This window comes from Pelolinea submarina, assembly GCF_003966975.1.
Lineage (GTDB): Bacteria > Chloroflexota > Anaerolineae > Anaerolineales > Anaerolineaceae > Pelolinea > Pelolinea submarina.
The window spans coordinates 1,477,952-1,500,389 of record NZ_AP018437.1 but is presented as its reverse complement, the minus strand read 5'-3'; the positions used below and the strand labels follow the sequence as shown (position 1 = coordinate 1,500,389).

The 22,438-nt window shown below is 36.8% G+C and carries 23 protein-coding genes; 6 read left to right on the top strand and 17 right to left on the bottom strand.

Annotated elements, in window-relative coordinates; translation table 11 throughout:
- Positions 1-241: 241 nt before the first annotated feature.
- From Pelsub_RS06505 to Pelsub_RS06425, 17 genes are all read right to left on the bottom strand, one after another.
- Complete coding sequence (locus tag Pelsub_RS06505) at positions 242-1,078, bottom strand: hypothetical protein (protein ID WP_116224536.1); 837 nt, start codon at positions 1,076-1,078, stop codon at positions 242-244.
- Positions 1,079-2,472: 1,394 nt separating this feature from the next.
- Positions 2,473-5,442, bottom strand: coding sequence for a hypothetical protein (locus tag Pelsub_RS06500; protein WP_116224537.1), 2,970 nt, complete (start codon positions 5,440-5,442; stop codon positions 2,473-2,475).
- A gap of 10 nt (positions 5,443-5,452) precedes the next feature.
- Positions 5,453-6,436: a P-loop NTPase family protein gene (locus Pelsub_RS06495; protein WP_116224538.1), complete on the bottom strand. Its 984-nt coding sequence runs from the start codon at positions 6,434-6,436 to the stop codon at positions 5,453-5,455.
- Between the two features lie 10 nt (positions 6,437-6,446).
- Complete coding sequence (locus tag Pelsub_RS06490) at positions 6,447-7,418, bottom strand: hypothetical protein (protein ID WP_116224539.1); 972 nt, start codon at positions 7,416-7,418, stop codon at positions 6,447-6,449.
- A gap of 11 nt (positions 7,419-7,429) precedes the next feature.
- Positions 7,430-8,542, bottom strand: a complete 1,113-nt coding sequence (locus Pelsub_RS06485; protein WP_116224540.1) for an SH3 domain-containing protein — start codon at positions 8,540-8,542, stop codon at positions 7,430-7,432.
- A 27-nt stretch (positions 8,543-8,569) separates the two neighbouring features.
- Positions 8,570-8,797, bottom strand: a complete 228-nt coding sequence (locus Pelsub_RS06480) for a hypothetical protein (protein ID WP_116224541.1) — start codon at positions 8,795-8,797, stop codon at positions 8,570-8,572.
- A 13-nt stretch (positions 8,798-8,810) separates the two neighbouring features.
- On the bottom strand, positions 8,811-9,683 hold the full coding sequence (locus Pelsub_RS06475) for an RING finger protein (protein WP_158675008.1): 873 nt from the start codon (positions 9,681-9,683) through the stop codon (positions 8,811-8,813).
- Positions 9,619-10,101 carry a hypothetical protein gene (locus Pelsub_RS06470; protein ID WP_126440429.1) on the bottom strand — a complete coding sequence of 161 codons (483 nt, stop codon included), beginning with the start codon at positions 10,099-10,101 and terminating at the stop codon, positions 9,619-9,621. Before Pelsub_RS06470 ends, Pelsub_RS06475 begins: the two co-directional genes overlap by 65 nt.
- A gap of 56 nt (positions 10,102-10,157) precedes the next feature.
- The gene (locus Pelsub_RS06465; RefSeq protein ID WP_116224543.1) at positions 10,158-10,787 is read right to left on the bottom strand and encodes a CAP domain-containing protein; all 630 of its coding nucleotides are present in this window, start codon (positions 10,785-10,787) and stop codon (positions 10,158-10,160) included.
- A 6-nt stretch (positions 10,788-10,793) separates the two neighbouring features.
- Positions 10,794-11,129, bottom strand: coding sequence for an RING finger protein (locus tag Pelsub_RS06460; protein ID WP_116224544.1), 336 nt, complete (start codon positions 11,127-11,129; stop codon positions 10,794-10,796).
- A gap of 9 nt (positions 11,130-11,138) precedes the next feature.
- A complete protein-coding gene (locus Pelsub_RS06455; protein ID WP_116224545.1) occupies positions 11,139-11,741 on the bottom strand; it encodes a poly(ADP-ribose) polymerase family protein in 603 nt (200 codons plus the stop codon).
- A gap of 2 nt (positions 11,742-11,743) precedes the next feature.
- Complete coding sequence (locus Pelsub_RS06450; RefSeq protein ID WP_116224546.1) at positions 11,744-12,493, bottom strand: vWA domain-containing protein; 750 nt, start codon at positions 12,491-12,493, stop codon at positions 11,744-11,746.
- A 25-nt stretch (positions 12,494-12,518) separates the two neighbouring features.
- A complete protein-coding gene (locus tag Pelsub_RS06445) occupies positions 12,519-13,481 on the bottom strand; it encodes a Mov34/MPN/PAD-1 family protein (RefSeq protein ID WP_116224547.1) in 963 nt (320 codons plus the stop codon).
- A gap of 65 nt (positions 13,482-13,546) precedes the next feature.
- Positions 13,547-13,807 carry a ubiquitin family protein gene (locus tag Pelsub_RS06440; RefSeq protein ID WP_116224548.1) on the bottom strand — a complete coding sequence of 87 codons (261 nt, stop codon included), beginning with the start codon at positions 13,805-13,807 and terminating at the stop codon, positions 13,547-13,549.
- Between the two features lie 36 nt (positions 13,808-13,843).
- On the bottom strand, positions 13,844-14,566 hold the full coding sequence (locus Pelsub_RS06435) for a ubiquitin-conjugating enzyme E2 (protein WP_116224549.1): 723 nt from the start codon (positions 14,564-14,566) through the stop codon (positions 13,844-13,846).
- Positions 14,567-14,602: 36 nt separating this feature from the next.
- The gene (locus Pelsub_RS06430; protein WP_158675007.1) at positions 14,603-15,112 is read right to left on the bottom strand and encodes a ubiquitin-conjugating enzyme E2; all 510 of its coding nucleotides are present in this window, start codon (positions 15,110-15,112) and stop codon (positions 14,603-14,605) included.
- Between the two features lie 25 nt (positions 15,113-15,137).
- On the bottom strand, positions 15,138-16,742 hold the full coding sequence (locus tag Pelsub_RS06425; RefSeq protein WP_116224551.1) for a HesA/MoeB/ThiF family protein: 1,605 nt from the start codon (positions 16,740-16,742) through the stop codon (positions 15,138-15,140).
- A gap of 516 nt (positions 16,743-17,258) precedes the next feature.
- Here Pelsub_RS06425 and Pelsub_RS06420 point away from each other — a divergent pair.
- From Pelsub_RS06420 to Pelsub_RS06395, 6 genes are all read left to right on the top strand, one after another.
- On the top strand, positions 17,259-17,954 hold the full coding sequence (locus tag Pelsub_RS06420) for a hypothetical protein (protein ID WP_126440427.1): 696 nt from the start codon (positions 17,259-17,261) through the stop codon (positions 17,952-17,954).
- 351 nt (positions 17,955-18,305) lie between these two features.
- Positions 18,306-19,184, top strand: coding sequence for a hypothetical protein (locus tag Pelsub_RS06415; protein ID WP_116224553.1), 879 nt, complete (start codon positions 18,306-18,308; stop codon positions 19,182-19,184).
- Positions 19,185-19,269: 85 nt separating this feature from the next.
- Positions 19,270-20,064 (top strand): hypothetical protein, encoded by a 795-nt coding sequence (locus Pelsub_RS06410; RefSeq protein WP_116224554.1) that lies wholly within the window; start codon positions 19,270-19,272, stop codon positions 20,062-20,064.
- Between the two features lie 91 nt (positions 20,065-20,155).
- Positions 20,156-21,037, top strand: a complete 882-nt coding sequence (locus Pelsub_RS06405) for a hypothetical protein (protein WP_126440424.1) — start codon at positions 20,156-20,158, stop codon at positions 21,035-21,037.
- Between the two features lie 85 nt (positions 21,038-21,122).
- Entirely contained in the window at positions 21,123-22,007 is an 885-nt protein-coding gene (locus Pelsub_RS06400; protein ID WP_116224556.1) for a hypothetical protein, read from the top strand.
- Positions 22,008-22,140: 133 nt separating this feature from the next.
- Complete coding sequence (locus Pelsub_RS06395) at positions 22,141-22,398, top strand: hypothetical protein (protein WP_126440422.1); 258 nt, start codon at positions 22,141-22,143, stop codon at positions 22,396-22,398.
- Positions 22,399-22,438 lie beyond the last annotated feature (40 nt).

Sequence of the window (22,438 nt, the reverse complement as noted above, 5' to 3'; positions counted from 1 at the left end):
CATTTTCTCGTCCTTTTCTCATTTAACCGTCTTTCGTCAAAGATTATTACAAGACTTACATGTGAGAATTGGCCAACCCCAATCTTACCATTTTATGTCGTACAAGCTTCCTTTTGCGACATTGTTTCAACCTCAACCATCTACGCTGCCCTCCATAACACAAAAACCAGGTTCAACGAAATAAACACACCAGCCTATAATTTCAGAAAATGAACAATATTTTATAGGGCAAAATCTCGAGCTATTTTTTGCCCTTATAAATAGTATGTGTTATCCCGTCTGCCTTAACGAAGAAAACGGGGTGGCCGATTTTTTGCTCACAGGGATCGTGGCGGATTTTCGGGTCGCCTTTGATCCCGATACGCACTTTGAGGCCGCATTCCGGACAAGTCCATTTGTGCAAGGTTGAGGTTCCTTTTCTCCCCTTACCCAGAGAATCAAGAAACCATTTGAACCAATCAATATCCAAGTCATTCATTTTTTCACCCAGGTTTGGTGGTTCGACGCCCAGTTCTTTCATCAAAATGGCAAAGTTTCCATCCGCCAAGCGAGTGTGACAGCCCGCTCCCGGCATGGGGTGCAGCCCCAGACTCTCACATTTATTGATAAATTCTTTGTTGTGATAAGCTTGGCCGGGTCTGACCGGATCAGTCCCAAAGTTTTGCTGCCAGAGGTGAACCTGTTCATGCAATAAAGTTTCAAGCTGCGCCCATTTACCAAAACTCCAACGTTTTACTTTTTTCCCACTTTGTTCTTCATCTATATAATGCACATTGTTCATAGTAATTTCGTACAGCAAACCCTGGGGATTACGCACCAAGGTATAAGCAGCCAGTGTATTTTTATTCCTTAAATTGGCAAAGGAGATGACCGGATCAGGCAGCCTACGCCGATCAGTCAATAATATCGGATCTAAAAACCGATCTTTAAATAGAACCGCCATCCGGTAGAGATAAACCGCCTCATCTGCATATGCCCAATCTTTGGCTGATTCTGCGTTCTTCCTGATTTCCGGTTGAGGGTTGTTCAGCTCAATTAATTTTCCGTTTCTATAGATTTCTGAATTTTCTTTTTTCACTTGAAAAATAATAACAGATTAGTCAATTGCCTAACCATTTAATTTTTCAATCTTGTTCCCCAAAGAATTTTTTACGAGAAGATATACGGTGATAATAATACATTTGTTCTGATCTCTTTATGACGCTCAAAAAGCAAAGGTAATATAAATTAATTTAATTTTGCTTGAAGTATCAAGCCGAGTTTTTTATTAAATCGATTTTTGGTTACTTTGATCTATATAAGATGTTTTTAGTCTGTTTTCTCAAAAAGTTTGATTATTCCTTTTTATTCACGACAATAAAAAAGTAAGTAAAGGATTAATCGTTTTTTATCTTAATAGTTTAGATATTCTGCCATCCCAACCTTTAAATTTGTGAGCTTCAGATATTCGGCTACTTAAAGAATGGTAAGTATAATATCGGTCATCCCGTTTCCCATTCAGACGATCCATAATCTTTTAGGTATAACTCGCTATACTACTAACTGTATAGGATTATTCAATTAGCACCTGATTCCAGATCATATTCTCGATGAGTCGTTTGTTATATTGTTTAACGTAGCATCAAATAGCTATCTGATTTTGTTAACCTCACAATTAACATTCTTGTTATGCAATTCTGCTTCTTTACAAGCAGAAACAAGCAAATTGCACAATTTCCTATTAATTTATTAAAGAGACTGGTTTTAAGCCGGAAGTAACGACAGTTGATAATTTGCCAGGAGTCATGTTTGAATGAATGCTAGCGATTCTACGATTAAGAGGTGTGTGTTTACTTATTGTAGACCAATCCCCAAGCCGATTAGTTCAAAATGTTATTACTAATATAAATACAACAATCACCCATCAATTATCTCAACCTGCTGACATTTTAGAAATAAGTGAATCTATTGGATAAGATGAGAGAGATGAAATAATGTACTTACCAGTTGGTCATGTTTATCAGAAATTAGGAACACAATAGCCCCAAAAAAGAAAATATGAGTTTATGGCCTGAGAATTAAATATTTAGAAATGGATCACATAATATTGGGGCACTTCCAATAAAGAATTCCTACGCAAAGTACCGCCAGGATAATTAGCAATAAGATATCGAAATTTTTTCCATCAAAAAGATATCAAATGGGGGTTTAGATGCAGCTACCAGGTAAGAGGGAACCCTAATCCGAAAGAAGAAATTGCAATTGAACTATTTCCCACATTTTTAGGTGAACAAGTTGTAATAGGGAAGAATATAAAATCCCTCCAAAAGCTAAACCTAAGGCTATCGGTATTTGTAATTCATTAATCACAATTTGAGTCCCTTTAATAATTAATTTAATCTCCAAACAAAAATTATTTTCCTTTCTAGCAAATACATAATAAATGCGAACAGAATCAGAATTATTAAAACCACGATTATCATTATTACAAAATCAATTATCACTTTTTTGATTTCCTTCATCTGATAATGGATAATCAATAATTTCTTTTTTCATAATTTTTATCTTTGGCTTTTGGATCCGATTTTCGTTTTTTTCTATATTTATTTTTAATTTTTCATAAATTTTGTTTTTTTTTGCTAAAATTTGATTAAATTCAGTTTGAAATCCAAATTTATTTGAGACCGTACCGAGCATTTCAATTGTATGTTTGTGTAAACCATGTATAAAGATACTGTTATCAGATTCGAAACTAATCTTAGCCCGAACAAAATTGCTAAAAATTGTTGCTAAACTATTTGGTGAAATACTGAGCGCAATCGCACATATTACCTGTAACTGCTGGTCATTAATTTCTGAAATAGAAAATTTGTTATCAACTTCCATTTCCACTACTTTTTTTATGATTTCAGTCATATAGCGGACTGACATTACACATTGAACTTGGATCCAGATATTTTCAGGAATTTGCGAAATTATCTCTAAAAATAGTGTTAATCGTTCAACTATTTCATCATTTTTATTTACAGTCTTTTCAAATATACTTTTACAAAAAGTTTTATACTCTTTGTGATCTTGATGAATATCGAAAGTTGCATCTTCTTCAGTCATCAAATACCATGCTAATCGAGGTGATAGTTCTTTCAAATCACAAACGGTATCATACAATTTATCAATATCTGCTATCGGTAATTTCGCATTTCGTTTCTCAGAAGTACCACCCAACCACTTTTCAAAATTAATTTTATCAATCTCGGTCTTTCTTTCACCATTCGCTATCGATTTGCGTACATTTTCGAGAATTCCATATGAGGCTGGTAAAAGGTCAATCGTTCTGTTGATATCTTCAGGTAATAATATTATTTGCTTATTTTGCCAGATTTTCACCATATCAAGGAATAAGCCAATATTTGTATCATCACTCAGTGTATCGCCGTTATAATGTGCACAAGCATCATATAAACAGAGATCGCTTTCTAATTTTCCATAGCTCATCAGATAACGAAATTCCTCGGTTATTGCATAATATAGTTTGTCATTCTTATCTTGGAACCAGTTAATTATTTCACTGATTTGGTCATAACGAATTGAATTTTTCTGTGGAGTCTCAGGATTATCCTTAGCATAAGCGACCTCAGCGAAAAACCACCATTCAATAAATTGCACCTGATCATCATGCCCATCCGAGCAAATTTCAAAGATAAATTTATTTAGAGATAGATAATATTTGAGGTCAACTTGGTCGGAAAAGACTAATAGAGCTGGAGAATTATTTCTATTATCTTCATCTTGTGATTTTATCCCTGAAGTTTTATATTGCATAAATAAATATTTGAACTTTTTCAGGTCAGTTTTAATCTCATTAACATATTTATTAATTCTAATAATTATTTTAAGAAAATGGAGTAATAATTCCAAATAATCGCTCTTATACAGAGATCTACTGATTGAAAGGAAATCATATATTGCAGAAAAACTCCAATCAGTATTGGTTTCGAAAACCAATTGCTTGAATGGCAAATCGAGATTATTCACTTTCAAAAGCTCGACAAGCTCAAAGGTAGCATCTTGTTTGATGCTCTTGACAAGCATCTTTGCTATATTTGTTCTTGTGGGAGATTCTGGCGTAGTTTTCTCACTGGTTCCGTAAAGAAGATAAACTTTCAATAACCCCAAATGAATTTCGTTTGATAGTGTTCTTAAATTAGAATCTTGTTCCGTGTATTTTTTTACATATTTATCCAATTTGGATATTGCCTTAGTTTCAAGATCAGCATTGCTTGTTTTCTCAGAGAGAAATTGCAGAATAATATTTATTACCTTTTCAAGATCATCAGAGAAGTTTGCTAATAAAATTTCTGTGAATTGATATTTTTCGATATCAGAAAATTGGATATCTTTAAGTAAATTGATACAACTTTCATAACTTAGTTTTTCAATCATCCGTTTAAGCAGTATCTTTGAACCATCTTTCTTGTTACTTTTTGCAAGAAGTGCTTTGATTGAACTAAATAGGGCTTCATTTTCAAAAGAAATATCCTGTTCTAGAATCTGATATAAATTAATCGCTAGGTTAAGGTTATTCGTGTCTTGAATATATTGGTTCAACTTTGCATCTAAATGGCTACAGTTCCCCAATTTTGAAATTTGCGAAAAATACTCACCATCTGCTGGTATGCTCTTTAATCGTTCGGTTTCGAAAGTAGAATCAATTTTCAATAAATTTGATTTTTCATGCAGTTGATTATATAAACGTAAATCAATTTTTCTCTCGGTAATAAAATCTAGTGCGAAAGATGTAACCCCATATATCGGGAAAATATGAAATTCCAGAAAATCAATGATCATAATTTTTTTATAGATTGAGTCAACAGAACTTATAATATGTAACGATGGCGTTGATTTACCTGAGTGTTTTTTAAAATAGGAATAGTAAAGATTTAATATTTGGGTCCCAATTTCTCTTGTCTCCGATTCCAAATTATGCTTACTTCTTACCATGAGTTTTTCATTTGTATGGATAGTATCTTTAAAGTAATCTGGTAATCGGTATAATTCACCAGTTCTAAATTCATCTATAAGATTGGTAAAGAAAAAAGGATCTGATTTGTATCCGTCAATAATTTCTTGCGTAGAAAGTTCATAAATACGATATTGGTTGAATGGCCGGTTTGTGCGCGCATTGGGATTAAATTCACCTTCCCTTCTACGTTGAATGAGAAATAAATAAAAGGAATTACCTTGATTTCCATCAAGAAGTGCAATAGAAAAACTCGGTTTTGTTTTACTGTTATTCAGGCAGAAATCAGAGCTAGATGCATCTGGGAAACGCAATATATTTGCTTCAATTGATTTGACATAATTTTTATCTGGTTGCGGCTCCGATGATGATAAGAGCGTCCAATCAGATGCCGATCCTTTGTCTGACTTAAAAAATATCTTACCAAAATCCCAATATTTCATCGTTTATTGGCTAATCCCGTTTTGGATATTCAATGTAGTGTTTAAAATCACTTCCCATCAACCTATTCTCCATGCTCTTTTTCTTCATCTCCATTTTTTCTTTCTGTTCAAAAATCCAGAAGAAAGGTGCGGCAGCATTTATTGGATTCCAATTATCATCATCTAAAAGCTCACCATCAATCTCGTTCGAGGCTTTTTTACCGCCTTTTTTTATATACCCTGCAGCTGTAGTGGCGAATACTTCAATAACAAATTTAGAATTGTCCTTAAAAAGCTCCAGGGTTTTCGTCATACTTTTCCCAAACAATACTTTCAGCAAGAACTCAGGATCTTTCATGCTATACATCATTTTATCAACTTTTGTAATGCATACAGCGATATGATACACATTCGATTCTTCATCAGCTAATCGTTGAAAGAGATTTTTTACTGTTCTTGCATATTCAATTTTAGAAAAGCTTTCTTCAACTGCGATAGCTGGATAGGCTTTGTTTTTTACTTCTGCAATAACAATTGAAGCATTATCTTCGTGAAGAGAATTTGTATTTATTTCTTTTTTAGAAATTGAATTTTCCAAGTATGTTGGATCTAATAAAAGAATTATAAAACCTGACCCGCTGATTGCTGAATAAGCACTTTCAAAGACTTCTGGGTCAACCAGCCAGGCAATAGTATCAGCTCCCGCATTATTCCAGATCGTAATATCATGCTTAAAAGAGCAACTTATTATATGTGCTTTATCTGGCCTCCTATCTGCCGGTTTTCGTTTGAAAGTTCTATTGAAAGTCTCAATATTTTTCGATGGATCGCTATCTGGTTTTTCGGGATCAACAGGATCACCATCTTCATCTTCAAGAGTAAATTTAAAATCGGGGTATTCGATGTTAAAAAAAATTAGTTCTTGGGCGAATGCTTTTACAAGCCAGTCTTTTCCTGATCCAGATGGTCCCCATAAAGCAATCCGATCATAGAATTTATTATCATTTGTATCCATATATCTCTCCTCAATCCAACCTGTGATATGGAATGTAATCACGCAGCAATTGGTCGGCAAACAACCACCCGCTAATTGAATTCTTTCTTGCAAGGACATTCCTTTCAATATCTTCAAGTGCCCAGAAAATTGGGTCTTCTGAATGAACTGGATTCCAAATGTTTGGATCAAGCAATGCGTTGCTTTCACTGTTAAAATTCGCTGTTCCATCATCTGTGAATCCAACTGATGAATTTGGGAATATTTTGATTTTTAAGTTTTTCTGATAAGCAATTAATAATGCTTGAAAGTCTTCTCCAAGGAAATGCAATAATACATCAGCTATTTTCTTATCATAGTTTTGCAACCATTGATCAGCTTTGGAAACAATGAAAGCAATATGTAGATTCTCCAGATTTCTCCTGGAAATGAATTCGAACAATTTCTTGATTGCAACGGTATATTCTTTTGGCGTTAGCGGTCCTTGCTTTTTCGAATCACACGGTTTATGAGATTTCCACTTTTCATCAATACTGTCAGAAAAATCAAAATCCCACTCATCTTGATTCTTTTCTTCATTTTTTGTCTGATTATTGACAAGTGAAGTTGGGTCAATGAAGAATAAAACTAGGTGCGCCGCTTGAACAATAGCCGATATTTCTTCTGAAAGCTGCATTGCCGAGTTTCCAGTGTAATCAAAGAAATACAACAGATATCGGCTGCAGTTAATTTTTGCTCTGCTAATATTATTTTTTGGTTTTCTTTCAAATTCCCAATAGTAATCATTTGGCCCGTCTACTGAATTATATTTTTCAGAAGGCTTTGAAATGAAAAGCGGCTGTGATTGCGCATCACCGCTGAATTCACGTAACTGGTACTCAAAATCTTCATCTTGTTCATCACAACATTCGATCGCCCGGGCGAATGAGTTTAGATACCAGGTTTTTCCGGAACCAGATGGGCCCATGAGCAGGATCTTTATTTCTTCATTTTCATTACTCATTATTTCCTGCCTTATTTTTCATTTTGGTAAATAATTATGAAATCAATTTCTGCGGTTGTATTAGAAGCAACAAGTCTTATATCCCCATTATTCAGGTTGCCTTCGGAATCCGGGAGATTTACTCGGGCAGGATCATAGCCATTTACAGAAAATTCAAGTCTGTTATTTTTATCCAGGTGCATTTGAATAAAGAAACTTGCCGTATCATGACAGGATCCGTCAACCAACGGCCTGGAAGTAATTTTCTCGCTTTTATTAAATACCTCCAAATCACAGGTGGGCGTTAGGTGAACTTCAAAATAATTCCCATCATTCTCACGGAAGCGGAAACCGATGTATGTATTTTGCGAGTTTAATTTCCATGATATATTGGTAATCAATGTAAATTCATCAACAGCGTTTATTGCTGGATTAGTGGTATGAACAACTTCATAATTTTGGGCTGAAATTTTTAGAAGACTTTCGCCAGCCCGAACTTCTGGATATAGTTTTTCCTCATTTTCATCAAACCATTCATTTGCATTTGAGGCAAATGTATCTTCTAATAAGACTTTTACTCCGGGTTTCGCGATGTTCAATAGGTATGAAAGATCATACACAGTCAAATCACACTCTTCTGTAAAGACAAAATTTTCAAGTTTTATCCACCCAATCTCCCCTTCAAATTCAATTTGCACCCAACCGGTATCTTCAAACCGACCAAGAGATTTTACGATCTGGCCGCCCGGGACTTTCACCGGAGACTTATAACCAGTACCGGGTAATTTAAACATTTCTCTTATCACACCATTATCAGTTTTTCCAATGCATACATTTTGCTGAGGAATTGGCGTGGAAGTTGGAAAAGTAGTGGGTGAGGGGGATATCGTGGGTGTCATCGTCTGGGTGGGGCGTGCTGTTTGGGTTTGCTCATATGCAAGCATTGTAAGAATTTGCTCTTGTGCAACAGTTGCTGAAACCATTGCCAACCTGGTTAACTCGACATCAGCAGTTTGCGTTTGATAATCTTTCACCTCTTTCAAACGCTCAGTCCATCTTGGCATATATATCATATATGACGTGATACACACCCCGATAATTACTACTATGATGAATATTAATAATCCGACCAATCTCTTATTCATTGGATTACCCTCACTTTCTTTTCTTGGCTAAAGAACTAGTTTCATCTGATGGTTGTATAAAAAAAACCCACCTACAATTAAAGCAATAAATGCTACGACAACAATGATTAGTAAAGCGATGCTAATTTCTTTCACAAGATATTCTTGGGTGTATCCCAAAAAAGGTATCTGTCTGGAACCGCAATTGGGGCATTTTTTCCACTTTTTTGGGTCTCTTTCCTTGTGACAATAATCACAAAAAGTTTTTGATTTCATTGTATTTCTCCTTTTATATATATTTCTCTTCTGTTCCAAGTCGACATTCGCAGTACAATCTTATACAGCGATTACTTTTTTCCCAGCAGTCAATATGGTATCCTATTCCACAATTATTGCATGTAATTATCTTTTCATTAAAACCAAAAGGTTCTTTACAGTAAGGACATCTTAATATTATTTGGCTTATACGAGTTACTGGAAGTGTTGGTAGATTTCCCACTAATATTTCAATGCTTACTCCCTGGCTGAATTGTCTTTTCTGATGTACAGGATCTTTGAAAACAGCCCAAAAAGAATAATAGATTTTTTTATGGTCATCAATTATCTTGTCAACAGCATGACAGTTTGGATCAATAATTTCTACAAATTCACCGCCAAAACATGATTTTGGAGCAACATTAAATCCGCGGCGAACAACACAATCTGCCAGATTTGCTTTAGTTTTCCAGTATAGATTAATGGTTCCATCGGTATCCTTTGATGCATTTATGTCAAATACATCATCACGCCTAATACCGGCGTAAACTGATGAAAATTTTTTATGGATTTTTCCACCATTCTTTATAAATAATGCGTAATATGTCGGTGCTCCCGTACGAATGTTATTTTGGTCGATAAGGTAATGATCCTGTGTTTCGGCAAGAAAATCGCCATCTCCATAACATAAAATGGGATAATCATATTTCCGGAAAATCTGAAAACCATTCCCCTCATCCTTGTTTTTGGACCATGTAAGAATACTTGTCCAATTGCCATTCTTATAATTGCCAGACCAGAGTACCTTGAATTTTGTAGTTTCGCTGATTTTCATTAATAATCTATTTTTTGTATCTAGAACCACCCAATGATTTAATATAACCACCAATTTTTCCGGAATTTCCACACCAGGCGCATTGGAATGAAGCTCCTGCAGTGGCATTGTGATGGCAAGTCAGACGTTTGCATTTTGCGCATTGAACAATTCCCGTTGACGAACAATATGGGCAGAAGATGTTTCCCCAATTTATTTTTCCGCTTATCATGTTTTTCTCAATCTTAATGCCAACAGATTTTTGATCTGGGATAATTTCATGTTTAAAGGCATCTTTGAAATACCAGGAACTTAAGTCGTCTTGGCGAAATTCGAGATAATACAGTTGTTGTGTGTTTACGCATTTTGCTTCTACTAAAACAGCTTTATGCTGCTTGCTTGGGATTTTCTGCAAAGGATCAAAAGAATGTTGCTTTTGATTGTTTTCATAATCATTAATATCCGCTTCAGATATGCTTATCGATTTATGCCCTTGGTCGTCAAACATCATTTTCCCTCTAGTCAATGGGTAGACAATCTCCCATTTATTCTACATTTATTCTACATTTATTTTATCTCAATTTTATCTTCATTTAGAATTGTTACTGTAATATCTTCAGTTTGTTTCTTTATTTTCTTCGGCAAATAACGTTCCATCAATGGGCCGAATGATTTTGGTGAAACCCTTGTTCCAAAATTTTGTCCCCAATAATAGACGTTATTGAAATCAAAGGCGTTTTTTTTCGGTTTTAGAAAACAAGCGATTCCTATTTCAATAAAATCAGGATTTAACAAATTTGAACGATGCCCAGGACTTTGCATCCATGCATCAACAACGCTTTGTGGACTGTCTTGGCCCATCGCAATGTTTTCGCCTAAAAGCATCCACAAGGAGGATGATACTGCTTCCACCCTATCCTTCAAATTGGAGCCATTTGACCCAGTATGGCTGAAAATATCATGCGTTGCCAGATCTATGCAGTGATTTAAAATTGATATACATAGATCGGAGTTAATGGTCAGTTGTCCAGCGCCATACTGTTTTCGTTCGAGATTGGTAAGTCGTAAAACTTCTTCTTGATAGAAAAGATTGTCAAATTCGGAGATGATGATTGTTTCATCATGTTTCTGATTCTCTGAATATTCCAACAAATCTTTAGGGGTGATTACAATTGTTCTTTGCGTTTCTTGTTCCATGATTGCCTATGTGATCGGATCTTGAGGGATGACTCGATGCGAGTTACAATCCCTTTGGATGCAAGAATTCTTAACTCGCCAACAATCAGTGTGGTATGAAGATCCACATTTATTGCATTTCACCCATGATTCTCCTTCTAATATTGGATAATGACAAAGTAAACAATTCAATTCAACTTTTTCTTCTTCTTTAGGTATATCTTCTGGATTTATTACAGCATCAACTTGCTTTGGTTCATAAGCATTGATATCTTCCATTGAAATTGAGATTGTGTTTGGCGTGTTTAGTTCAACATTCTCTATATCGTCGAATGAGATTTGAATTTCATTATTTATTGTCATAATATTTGATCAATTTTCGATAATGTCTATTACTTCAATTTGCGGAGGTTTGATAAATGTATCTTTTTTTGCTAATACAACGCCAACAGTTGGATTGTTAATAGAATATTTCCGCGACTGGATAAGACTATCGTATCCCAATTTCTTTGCCCTTATTACTACTCCATCTCCGGTTCCGATTAATTCTCGCGGACAATTCTTATCATCCAGATAAAAAACGTTCCCCCAGTGGACTTTTGCTCGAAGAATGACACCATTTCCCCGCTTATATGCACTGGAACAACCAATTGCGCCAACTGCAAAATAAATACCTGATCCCATACCGCTGCCACACCCAACTTTGAATCCACTCCTGACAATTTTTTCTGCTGCTTCTTTTGAAGTACCGTGGTAACAATCTGTAATCGCATTATTCAGATCTGCCGGTAAATCAGCAAAAGAGATCTTTATGATATTTCTCTCATATTCTGTAAAATCATCCAATGAAATGATATCAACGGGAGGAATGTAACGATTCACATCTTCAACAGTGATGGTTATATCAGGACAATTAAACCTTTCTATATCATCAAAGGTGATTTTGATCCCATTTCGCTTGTCAAAGTTGAACATTGTTAATAATCAGCTAGCTCTATATATATTTTTTGTAAGTCCATAACCGTTGGCGTGTAAATGTATCGTCCACCGGTTACTTTTGCAATTGTTTTTAGGCGATCTTCGTTTAAAAATACAGTTTGTTCCCCATGGGGAAGTTTTGCTCTTCCGCCTTTTGTCGTTCCTATTCCAATTGTAAAAACTTTTATATCATTCAAGTCCTGTGCTTGTCTTTCAGGATTAGATGAATCAAATTTATCGGCGCCATCACTTAACAGGACCATCGCCTTCTTGCCGTTGATATTCTTGAGCAAATTTGCACCGCTTTGGATAGCGGAGCCGATATTTGTACCAGTGTGCGTAATTGATAACTTTTCAATTGATTGCATGACTTCATCTAAATTGCTGTCGAGCTGGTGAAACACGTGCGCTTCTCCGCCAAAACCTATAATTGCAACATGATCACTATAATTCATCACCACTTTGCGCTTTGAAAACATCCGTGCAGCTTCTTTCGCGGCGCCCAGACGGTTTGGCTTGTAGTCCGAGGCACCCATGCTTCCAGACGTGTCAATAAGAAGAACAATGTTGACAAGCGGTTTGATGGGTTTTTTGAAGTTATCCTTTTGAATTTCCTTTTTTCTTTGAGACTTTATCTTTACTGTATCAGTAGAGAGAAGGTCTGCGTTACTAATATTAATTATTTCATTTTCGTATGCATCAATTTCGGATATATCAATGTGAACAATTTCATCTTTACTCAGCATCATACGCTTTTCCTTATCATTTTGTGTTCTATTTTGGCCCTAAAGTCGGCCTTGGTTTTTTCTTTCGCAAGCTATTTTTTTGGGTTGGACCTTGCATAAGTCTAGTTTTTTCATCAGGATAAAACAATTCCACATCAGGCATTTCAACACTATGCTTGCCGGAGATATCCGCAAGAATAGCCTCTAGTTCATTGTCATCAACTTGATCGATATCTGTTGATGGCTTTTTAATAACACTATCCTTGCCCACATTCCAACCAAAGAACCCCAATATTTTCCTAACCGGATCTATCACCATCCCCACATGATACATCTGTGAAAAGAAGTTGCGAAACGATTTTTCATCATCATCAGAATAAAAGATGCCATAATTAGGGTGCGTATGATAGTGTCCAATCCAGCACCATTCACTTTCCTTTGAATAAATCGGATCATGATCAACCAGCTCCCAGAACAACATCTGTGATTCCGGCGTTATGCATAGAGTTGAACCCCGTTCAATAGCGCCCTTTGCACGGACCATTCCTGTAACCAGACTTACTAAGCGGCCTTTTGAATCCTCATAGTACTTACCGAGTAAAAACCCACCGACCTCATGATTAAGGTCGGTGGCTGCGTGATCCTTGGTGTGCTCTAATACACTTTGGCGGATGATGATCTTATGTAATTCCATTTGGACATTATTGGTTTTATCTATATATTCTTCGCTTTGATGCCCTTCTGATATAACATGAACATCAATATTTTGATCATCATAGTTATTGATTTTATTGGTCGAAACACTTTCGAGAATATTAGTTTCCCTCCTTAGGAATGTTTCTAAATCTCGGGCGATTTCTTGTGATTTGTAGGTAATCTTGTTCGGCCAATATTTATTGTTTGGATCTATTTCAATAGTATATTGACCTAATTCGTCCAAACCATCGTCGTGTTCATCATCGATGATCTTTGATATTAGAATACGTAATAGATATTTCTCTTCATCTGCCATAAGGTTAAAGGTTTTACTTAGATTATCTCTAATCGAAATATAAAATTATATTAAGGAAGAATACCTTACCGGGCGCTCGTGATGTTTGCCATTAACCGGATAAGATCACCTTCTTTTGTATCTGTACCCTCCAGAGTATCATTATCGTTATATTGATATCCGGTGCGTTTATTTACCGCAATATACTGGTTGTTTTCAAAACCAAGTTTATTTACCATGACAGGAATCAATCGCTTGATATTAACATTACTGGGTACTTCTACATCCTTTACTTTTGCACCTGTGGAATCACTTACTTTGACCTTAATTTTTTTCTCTTCTGGCATTTTCTATCTCCTATTCAATTTTTTATAAATTATGGTCTATAAAACCGTGATTTCTATATCCTGTGAATCATTATGGTTATTGGAATCACCTTGGGTTGGAACTACGTTTGCATCTCCGAGAACTGTTATTTCTATTTCCTCCTTATTATTATTATCATCTTCTAAAAGAATTATTTCAATTTCGTCTGGATCTTTCACTCCTGCCGGCGGCGGAAATAGGGTAGGCGGATCAGTCGGGTGTTGATTTGGATGTGCTGGTGGCGAATTATAGACATGAATATCAACTTCCTCTTCTGTATAGATTTGTGATTTATCCAATGGCTGGTTGTCCCAACTCTCTCTTGCCCAACGTACTGCAGCAAAACACCATGGGTCATTGAGGCCAACATTTTCCCAACGAATCATGTGAATGACGCGCAGGATCAATTCATCAATGCATTGAGCTGGTGTGTATTCGTTACCAATACACACTTCTCCACCCTCATTAATATTGGGATGAAACATGGGCGTCGCGAAAGTAAAAATGGGTTTCTTATCTGGATAATCCTGGTGTAAGTCAATTCTCAATTTATGGTCATAGCCATAAACAGGCTGATTGGCGCTATTAATACTTGTGATCGCTTTAAAATGGAGAGAAATCAGATATTGATTTGGAGGGGTACCACCGTTTTGTTCAAGAATAGTAATGTATTTACTGCGATCTGCAAGGTCTTGGATCTGTTTTTGATCGGATTGTAAACGACGTAATTTTGGATTCATGTTCAGCCCTCACTTATTTAATTTTTTAAATCTTTTTTATTTTTTAATAATTATCTGATCTATTTCTAATTCATTGGATTCATCTTCATCAAAAATTCGTGATTTATCCAATGGCTTATTGTCCCAACTCTCTCTTCCCCACCGAGTTGCAGCTAAATTGAATGGATCATCCAGGCCCACATTTTCCCATCGGATCATGTGAATGATGAACAGGATTAAATCGTCCATGCATAGACCTGTTGTATAATTAATGCTCACATCTCCATTCTCAGCAATATTTGGATGGAATATTGGCGTTACAAAATTAAAATAAGGCTTTCGCATTGGGTATTCTTCCGGTAAATCAATTCGCAATTTATGGTCATAGCCATAGACAGGCTGATTGTCCGCGTCAATACTCGTGATCGCTTTGAAATGCAATGAAATCAAATATTGATTCGGAGGGTTCCCCCCGGTTTGGTCAAGAATACAAATGAATTTGCAGCGATCCGCAAGATCTTGGATCTTTTTTTGATCGGATTGTAAGCGCCTTGTTCTTGGATTCATTTTATTCTCTCTATTGTTAATAAAGTCATGGTAAAAAATTCTTATCATAAAGCATGATCTTGTCATCATCAACAGTGCCCGTTGACTCGAACGTATCATCGGGAAGGTATCTGTGGTTTGTGCGTGTGTTGATCGCTATTGGCATGGTTGCTTTATACCCTAATTGATTAATCAATATCGGTAAAATTCTCTTCATTGGTTTTTGCACGGATAAATTAAATTCCCTGCTTGTGGATCCCGAAACATCAGATACTTTAACTACGATTTTTTTTTCGGATTGTGTTTTCTTATCGGGTAATCGATTGCTTGGACCTTGGCTATTTTTCCAGAAATCTTTTCTTCTGGTGAGGTATTCTCCCAAATTTTCCATTGAACCAGAAATATAGTTAAAATAATCGGGAAGGTCACCGGTAATTTCTATGCCAACAGATTTTTCGGGATCACTCAGCGCATAACATTCCAAAATATGAAAAGATGGAATGCCAACATCCCGCAAAGAATTGGAAATAAAAGGCTCGTCGCCATCAATTCTTTCATAGGGTTCAAGCAAAAAAGGCACCTTGCAGTCTGGGCAAACCGCATCATTGTAGGTAAGCTTGAAAAGAGGTTTATTGAAAACTTGTTCTTTCTCGCAGATTGGGCATTTGCCCGTAGTAATAAATGTAGGAATTCCAAACCAGACGTCTTCGCCAATTAAACGTTTCCCGGCAGTTAGTATATCCTTTAAAGTACTTGATCCAGATGATAGCGTTTTATCTTCTATGATTTTAGGGAGTGAATAATGACTCATGCAGTCTTTTTTTTCTGAATAAATGATCTGGAAACTTTCGTTTGATATGCCGTTGAAATATGTCGCCTGCCCAGTTTTTACCGATTTTTTATGCAGGATTTTCAGTGCTTCCTGTGTTTGAATGGCACCAATGATTGATGAGATTGTTGGAGTTGTTGGTATTTTCCTTTCAACGAAGAAGTTCTTGGCAAGGCGGTTGCATGACGCTCTTTTTTCCAGTATCTTATAATCTTCCTCTGATAAAGTGCATTCATAACAGGGTCCGCGATTTGGCCAAAACACGCGTACCAAACCTTCCATTTCGTCAATTGCTCCATCTATCCAGGGTTTGTCAACTAACCAGCATGCCCGATTGATTGCTAGCCGTGCCTCACGACCATCGAGGCAGCCCATAACCACATCCATTTGGCGGAAAACTCCAAGGCCCAGCTCATGTATCACATCGCCATGAAAATAATGAACTTCTACATCTGGATTGATCTCGCGCACTGCATCCGCTGCAGTTTTTGCCTTCTGCAATCCGTTATCACTTTCACGATAAAGAATTGAGCGGCTGAGATTCGAATCCTCAATTGTGTCAAAGTCAGCAATAAAAATTCTACCGACTCCCATCAAAGCGAGGTTTTTTAAAATCTCGTTCCCCAGCGCTCCAGCTCCCAAAACCATTATCGTTGCATTACGGATGATATCCATATCCCACCAGGAAATCAAACGGAAAGTATTATAACGGTCGTTTAATGGATCTGTGATCTCAATTATTTCATCAGAAATGGATTGTGCGGGTTTCTTATGCTTATCAGATTCATCGCCAAGAATAGTGATTTCAAAATCCTCGCTCATTGCTTACTCCCTATTGAAAAATGATCTGATTTATTTTAACACCCCAGCATTTTTTATTATATAAAAAAAGATTAAATAAAACAACTAAAAATATGAGTTCAATACTTATGAGATAATTAGGCAGGTTCTCCCAACTTTTGTCAATTTGTAGACATAATATACACTATATACGTAATAGAGTGAAATGAGGATAACACTTAATCAGTCAATGGACTGTCAAAAATATTGGGTCTAAAATCAGCTTCTTAATAGAATCGCCATGCGATATAGATAAATAGCTTCATCGGCACACACCAATCTTTAGTTGTTTCCACATTTTTTGACTTCTTGTTGGGGATCGTTCAGCTCAATTAATTTTCTACCTATTGTGCTTTCCATGATTTCTCATTTCATTTACTGGATAACAGATTAGTCAGTTGTCCCTCTATTTAAATTACATTTATTCTTTCATGACTTTACAGCGATATGATATCTGATGGCAGATGGATAAGATAACTGCTATTGTTGATATTAACCATGACCTCTATAACCAATCCTTCAGATAATTGCATCCCCTCCTGGATTAACACTGTAGCTAGTTGGATAACAATTATTTCTGATACTTCCTGTCTCAAAGCTTTGGGTCAATTGTGGGTTATAGGGCGTAAATTATTACAAGGTTTGTCCAGTGAAGGTATGTACGAAGTGCTAGATTATCAGACTACTTTGGAGATCAAAGACCAGCACGGCAGGTATGCAATTCTAAATAAACTAGAAAAAGTACGTTATCTGCAAAATAATATCATTGCATTTCAAGATCAAGCCTGGGGTGATGGGAAAATATTGGTTAAATACAACTGCACACCTGGTGTTGCAGTTGATCAATACCGCTGTGGTAGTAAAACGTTTATTCTGATCTCATTGAGACAGGTAAAATTCAAGGGTGATGTAGATCGGTTCAAAATTGAATGGGGTATCGAGCAGGGATTTTTAAAGAAAGATGGGTTTTGGGCTACCGAAATCAGCCATCATACACAGCAAATAAAAATTCGGGCTATCTTTCCCAAATGCAGACCACCACAGCGTACTGTAATAATTGAAAGAAATAGCCGAAAAACTCATTTTTTAACCAAAGCTGCAAAAGAACAATTGCCAGATGGTCGATGGTTGGTGACTTGGAAAAGCCACCAACCACGTCTGTATGAACAATATATCTTCCACTGGAAATGGTAGGTTCATTAACAGAGTTAGGTACCCGATCCGCCACCCATGTTGCACGCTCCTTTCTTTTTATCCATTTTAAGGAGCGGAGTATCAAAATTCAATGGATTTTAAAATACGAATTTATATATCGTCTGGATTATTTTTTACTGTTGAATATTTTTTATTCTACTGAATAGCTGGAGTTCAAATCGGTATCATGTTCATTGGAGACATCTATAAACCTTATAAATTTTGCATGTCCAAATAGAGCGAAATACCTCTTTACTATTTCTTTCCCCATATTTCCCTAATCATCTTTTAAGGTTGGTATTACAATGAGAAGGAAAATAAATCAAAGAGAATTATTGGGTGGAAAAGGCTATGAACAAAGTCACAAAACTAATGGTCATGGGGATAATTCTATCCACCAGTACCGCGGCTTGTGCTAAAGCTCCAGCAATCACAGCAACGCTTGTGCCGACCGTGACTCCCCTGCCAACAGCTACGCTGGCACCAACGGAAACAGAGGATCCTTTTGAGGGTTTTAGTATCTGTCGGACATGGCAGGAAGCAGAAAATTGTCCAATCACTGTGGCTGATTTTGAAAGGTTACCTGATTTTGTGAAGGCTAATTTCACCTTCCCTTCGGAGGCAATGAAAGTAAGTTGGTTAGAGGCGGTTTCTATGCCCAAACAGACCAGTTTTTTTGTAATACATGCTTTATCTTCGGAGGAAATGGCAAAAGGGACAGGCATAGGTAGCGAATTAAAAGGGGGGAGTAAGGAATATATTTATGGTGGTTCACTCAGTCCCATCGGAAAGGCTTTTTTCTTTACTCTCAAAGCAAATCCGCCGGAAACTAATTATGATGATTTAGTAGCCGTGTTTCCGGTCAACAATGCCAATGGAAGTCTAGGTACTTATACAATCATTCAACCTCCACGTCTTTTTCAGGGTAATTATAAAACAGCGGAAGAATTTACTGAGGCTACGTACGAAGCTAAGTTTAGTAAAATGCCATATTCGCCTCCAGGATATGATGTTGGTTCAATTACAGAAGATAATATATATTTTCATTCCCATGATGATCAAGGAAGTTTTATTAAAGAGATAGTTGAGGACACAAAAAATCAAGATAATGGGAAGAGAAAAAAGTTGCTTGATGAATGGTTAAAGACAGGGATAATTCCAAAGGAACTTGAAAAGATACCATTGCTTAGTGCAAGTGTTACTTTGAGAGGTGGACCTTTGGATTATTAGTTGATGTTTTGTGATTTCTATGTCACTATTTTCTGGTGAAGTGAAAGAAAACTAATCGTCAAGGAATCTTGGGGTTGAAAAGTCTATGAACAAAATCACAAAGCTAATGATCATGGGGATTATCCTGGCAGCCGGTATCGCGGCCTGCGCCAAAGCTCCGGCAATTGCGACAGAGACCTCCATACCAACCATAACTCCCCTGCCATCGGTTACTCCGGCGCCGACTGCAACCGAAGACCTTTTTGAGGATTTTTCCCGAAAAGATTGTAGTAATTGGCGGGAACCATGTCCAGCAACGGAAGAAGATTTATTGTCAGGGAGGTTAATTGATTATGCTAAAAGTGTGGGTCAACCTTTCCCTGAAGAGGCATATAACACTGGCAAAATAGGTTATGGTTCGGGTGTTAATGGGAGTATTGTTGGTTTTTATTGGAACAATATAGAGGGGCAACCTGCTCATCCAGAGCAAGAGCTGTATCGTAAAAAAGGTAGTTTGATTACTCCATATCGATGGGTGCCATTGAATTTCGAAGTCTTATATAATGGAGCCCCCTATTTGATTTCTATACAACAGTGGTTAAATCCTGATGGTTCAGTTTCATATTTACAATATCTTGTTGATCGTATGAATGCAGTATACGGAAATGGGATGTCTCCTTCAAAAACATTGTTTGAAGATGTTGGCGAGGTTATGCCAGAGTATCAGTTATATGGGGATTTTGATTTCCATAATTCTATTTTTGGTCTTTCATATAATGATAAGGAAAGAGAGACTTTGATTGAAAAATGGGTGGAAACTGGTATTATTCCTGAACAGCTTCAATATAAAATTCTTACACCTAATATTGAGGTGAGTGATTACACAAAGAAATTGCCATAAGCTTGCATTTCTTTGCATCTGATAACTAGGTGTTTACTATAACAATAGGGAAAGAAAAAAATCGTTAAGTAACTTTGGGGTTGAAAAGTTAATGAACAAAATCACAAAGCTAATGGTCATGGGAATTATCCTGATAGCAGGTGCCACTGCTTGTGCTAAAGCTCCGGCAATCACAGCAACGCTTGTGCCGACCGTTACTCCCCTGTCAACAGCTACACTGGCACCAACGGAAACAGAAGATCCTTTTGAGGGTTTTAGTATCTGTCGGACATGGCAGGAAGCAGAAAATTGTCCAATCACTGTGGCTGATTTTGAAAGGTTACCTGATTTTGTGAAGGCTAACTTCACCTTCCCTTCGGAGGCAATGAAAGTAAGTTGGTTAGAGGCGGTTTCTATGCCCAAACAGACCAGTTTTTTTGTAATACATGCTTTATCTTCGGAGGAAATGGCAAAAGGGACAGGCATAGGTAGCGAATTAAAAGGGGGGAGTAAGGAATATATTTATGGTGGTTCACTCAGTCCCATCGGAAAGGCTTTTTTCTTTACTCTCAAAGCAAATCCGCCGGAAACTAATTATGATGATTTAGTAGCCGTGTTTCCGGTCAACAATGCCGATGGAAGTCTAGGTACTTATACAATCATTCAACCCCCACTTCTTTTTCATGGTAATTTCAAAACGGCAGAGGAATTTACTGAAGCAACGTACGAGGCAAAGTTTGGTAAAATGCCATATTCGCCTCCAGGATATAACGTTGGTTCAATTTCGGAAGAGGTTATTTATGCCCATTCCAGTGGTGATGATCAAGGAAGTCTTATTACAGAAATAGTTGAGGATATGAAAAATCAAGAAAACGGGAAGAGAAAAAAGCTGCTTGATGAATGGTTAAAGACGGGGATAATTCCAAAGGAACTTGAAAAGATACCATTGCTTAGTTCAAATGTTACTTTAACAGGTGGGTCTTTGGGTATATAGTTGATGTTTTGGGATTTTTATGTCACTATTTTCTGGTGAAGTGAAAGAAAACTAATCGTCAAGGAATCTTGGGGTTGAAAAGTCTATGAACAAAATCATAAAGATAATAGTCATGGGGATTATCCTGGCAGCCAGTGCCGCAGGTTGCGCCAAAATTCCGGCAATAGCAACAGAGACTTCAATACCGACCGTAACTCCCCTGTCAACAGCCTCACTGGCACCAACGGAAACAGAGAATCCTTTTGAGGGTTTGAGTATCTGTCGAACCTGGCAAGAAGCAGAAAATTGTCCAATCACTGTGGCTGATTTTGCAAGGTTGCCAGATTTTGTGAAGGCAAATTTTGAAGGTTTCCCTAAAGAATCGATGAAGGTAACCTTTGTGGAACTTATACCAAGAGAAAATCGTACTAGTTATGTAGCAATTCACGCTTTGACTAATGAAGAAAAATTTAGTGGAACTGCAGTAGCTACGGAAACAAGCACTAATACGAAAAAGGAATATATTTATGGTAGTTCTTTAAGCCCAATAGGTAAACCTTATTTTTTTATGCTTGAAAAGAATCCGCCGGTAGTTGAAAATGATTTGACGGTGGTGGCGGTATTCCCGGTAAATAATGCCGATGGCAGCGTGGGTACTTATACAACTATTGTCCCCCCTTGGGTTTTTAAAGGTAGTCTTAATACCCCTGAGGAACAAACTGAAGCAAATTTGGTAAGAAAATTTGAAATATTGCCTTATTTACCACCAGTCTACGAGATGGGAAAAATCACAACATCAATTTACCGACCAGAAGATATGCAGGGATCTTTTATCAAGGAGATATTTGAAGATACGAATGACCCAAATGGGAAAAGGAGGACACTATTTAAAGAGTGGGAAAAAACAGGTATTATTCCGGAAGAACTGGAGAAACTACCTCTCTTTGGTTCAGATATGAATGCAGATGGAGGAGTGAAATTTTCTGATTGATTTTTGAATACAGTTATGCTTGACTGTTAGTGTGAAGCGATGGTTAATTTCGGCAATTGTGGTCTTGATTTTTTTGTTGGGGTTAGTGGTTTTTGGACTTTATGAATATGGGGGTGGTCGGTATTACTTGGAAATGGCTGATTTGGTTAATCAAAAAACAGGGGAAGAAAAAACAGAACTAAAGAAAGAAGTATTTGGTGATGCAGTCGAAAATAAATATGGGGGAATATTTGTAAGAGTAGTGGGTGAAGGATTTTGGGTTTGGGGGGATAAAGGTCTTAAATATTTCCATAGGCAAGATAATAAAACAGTTTTCTATTGGTGCCGTGTCTTATGCCAAAGTTCTAGAAGCAGCGCATATTCCAACCGGCACTCCCCTGCCATCGCCTAATCCAGCGCTAACGGCAACCGAAGATCCTTTTAAGAGATTA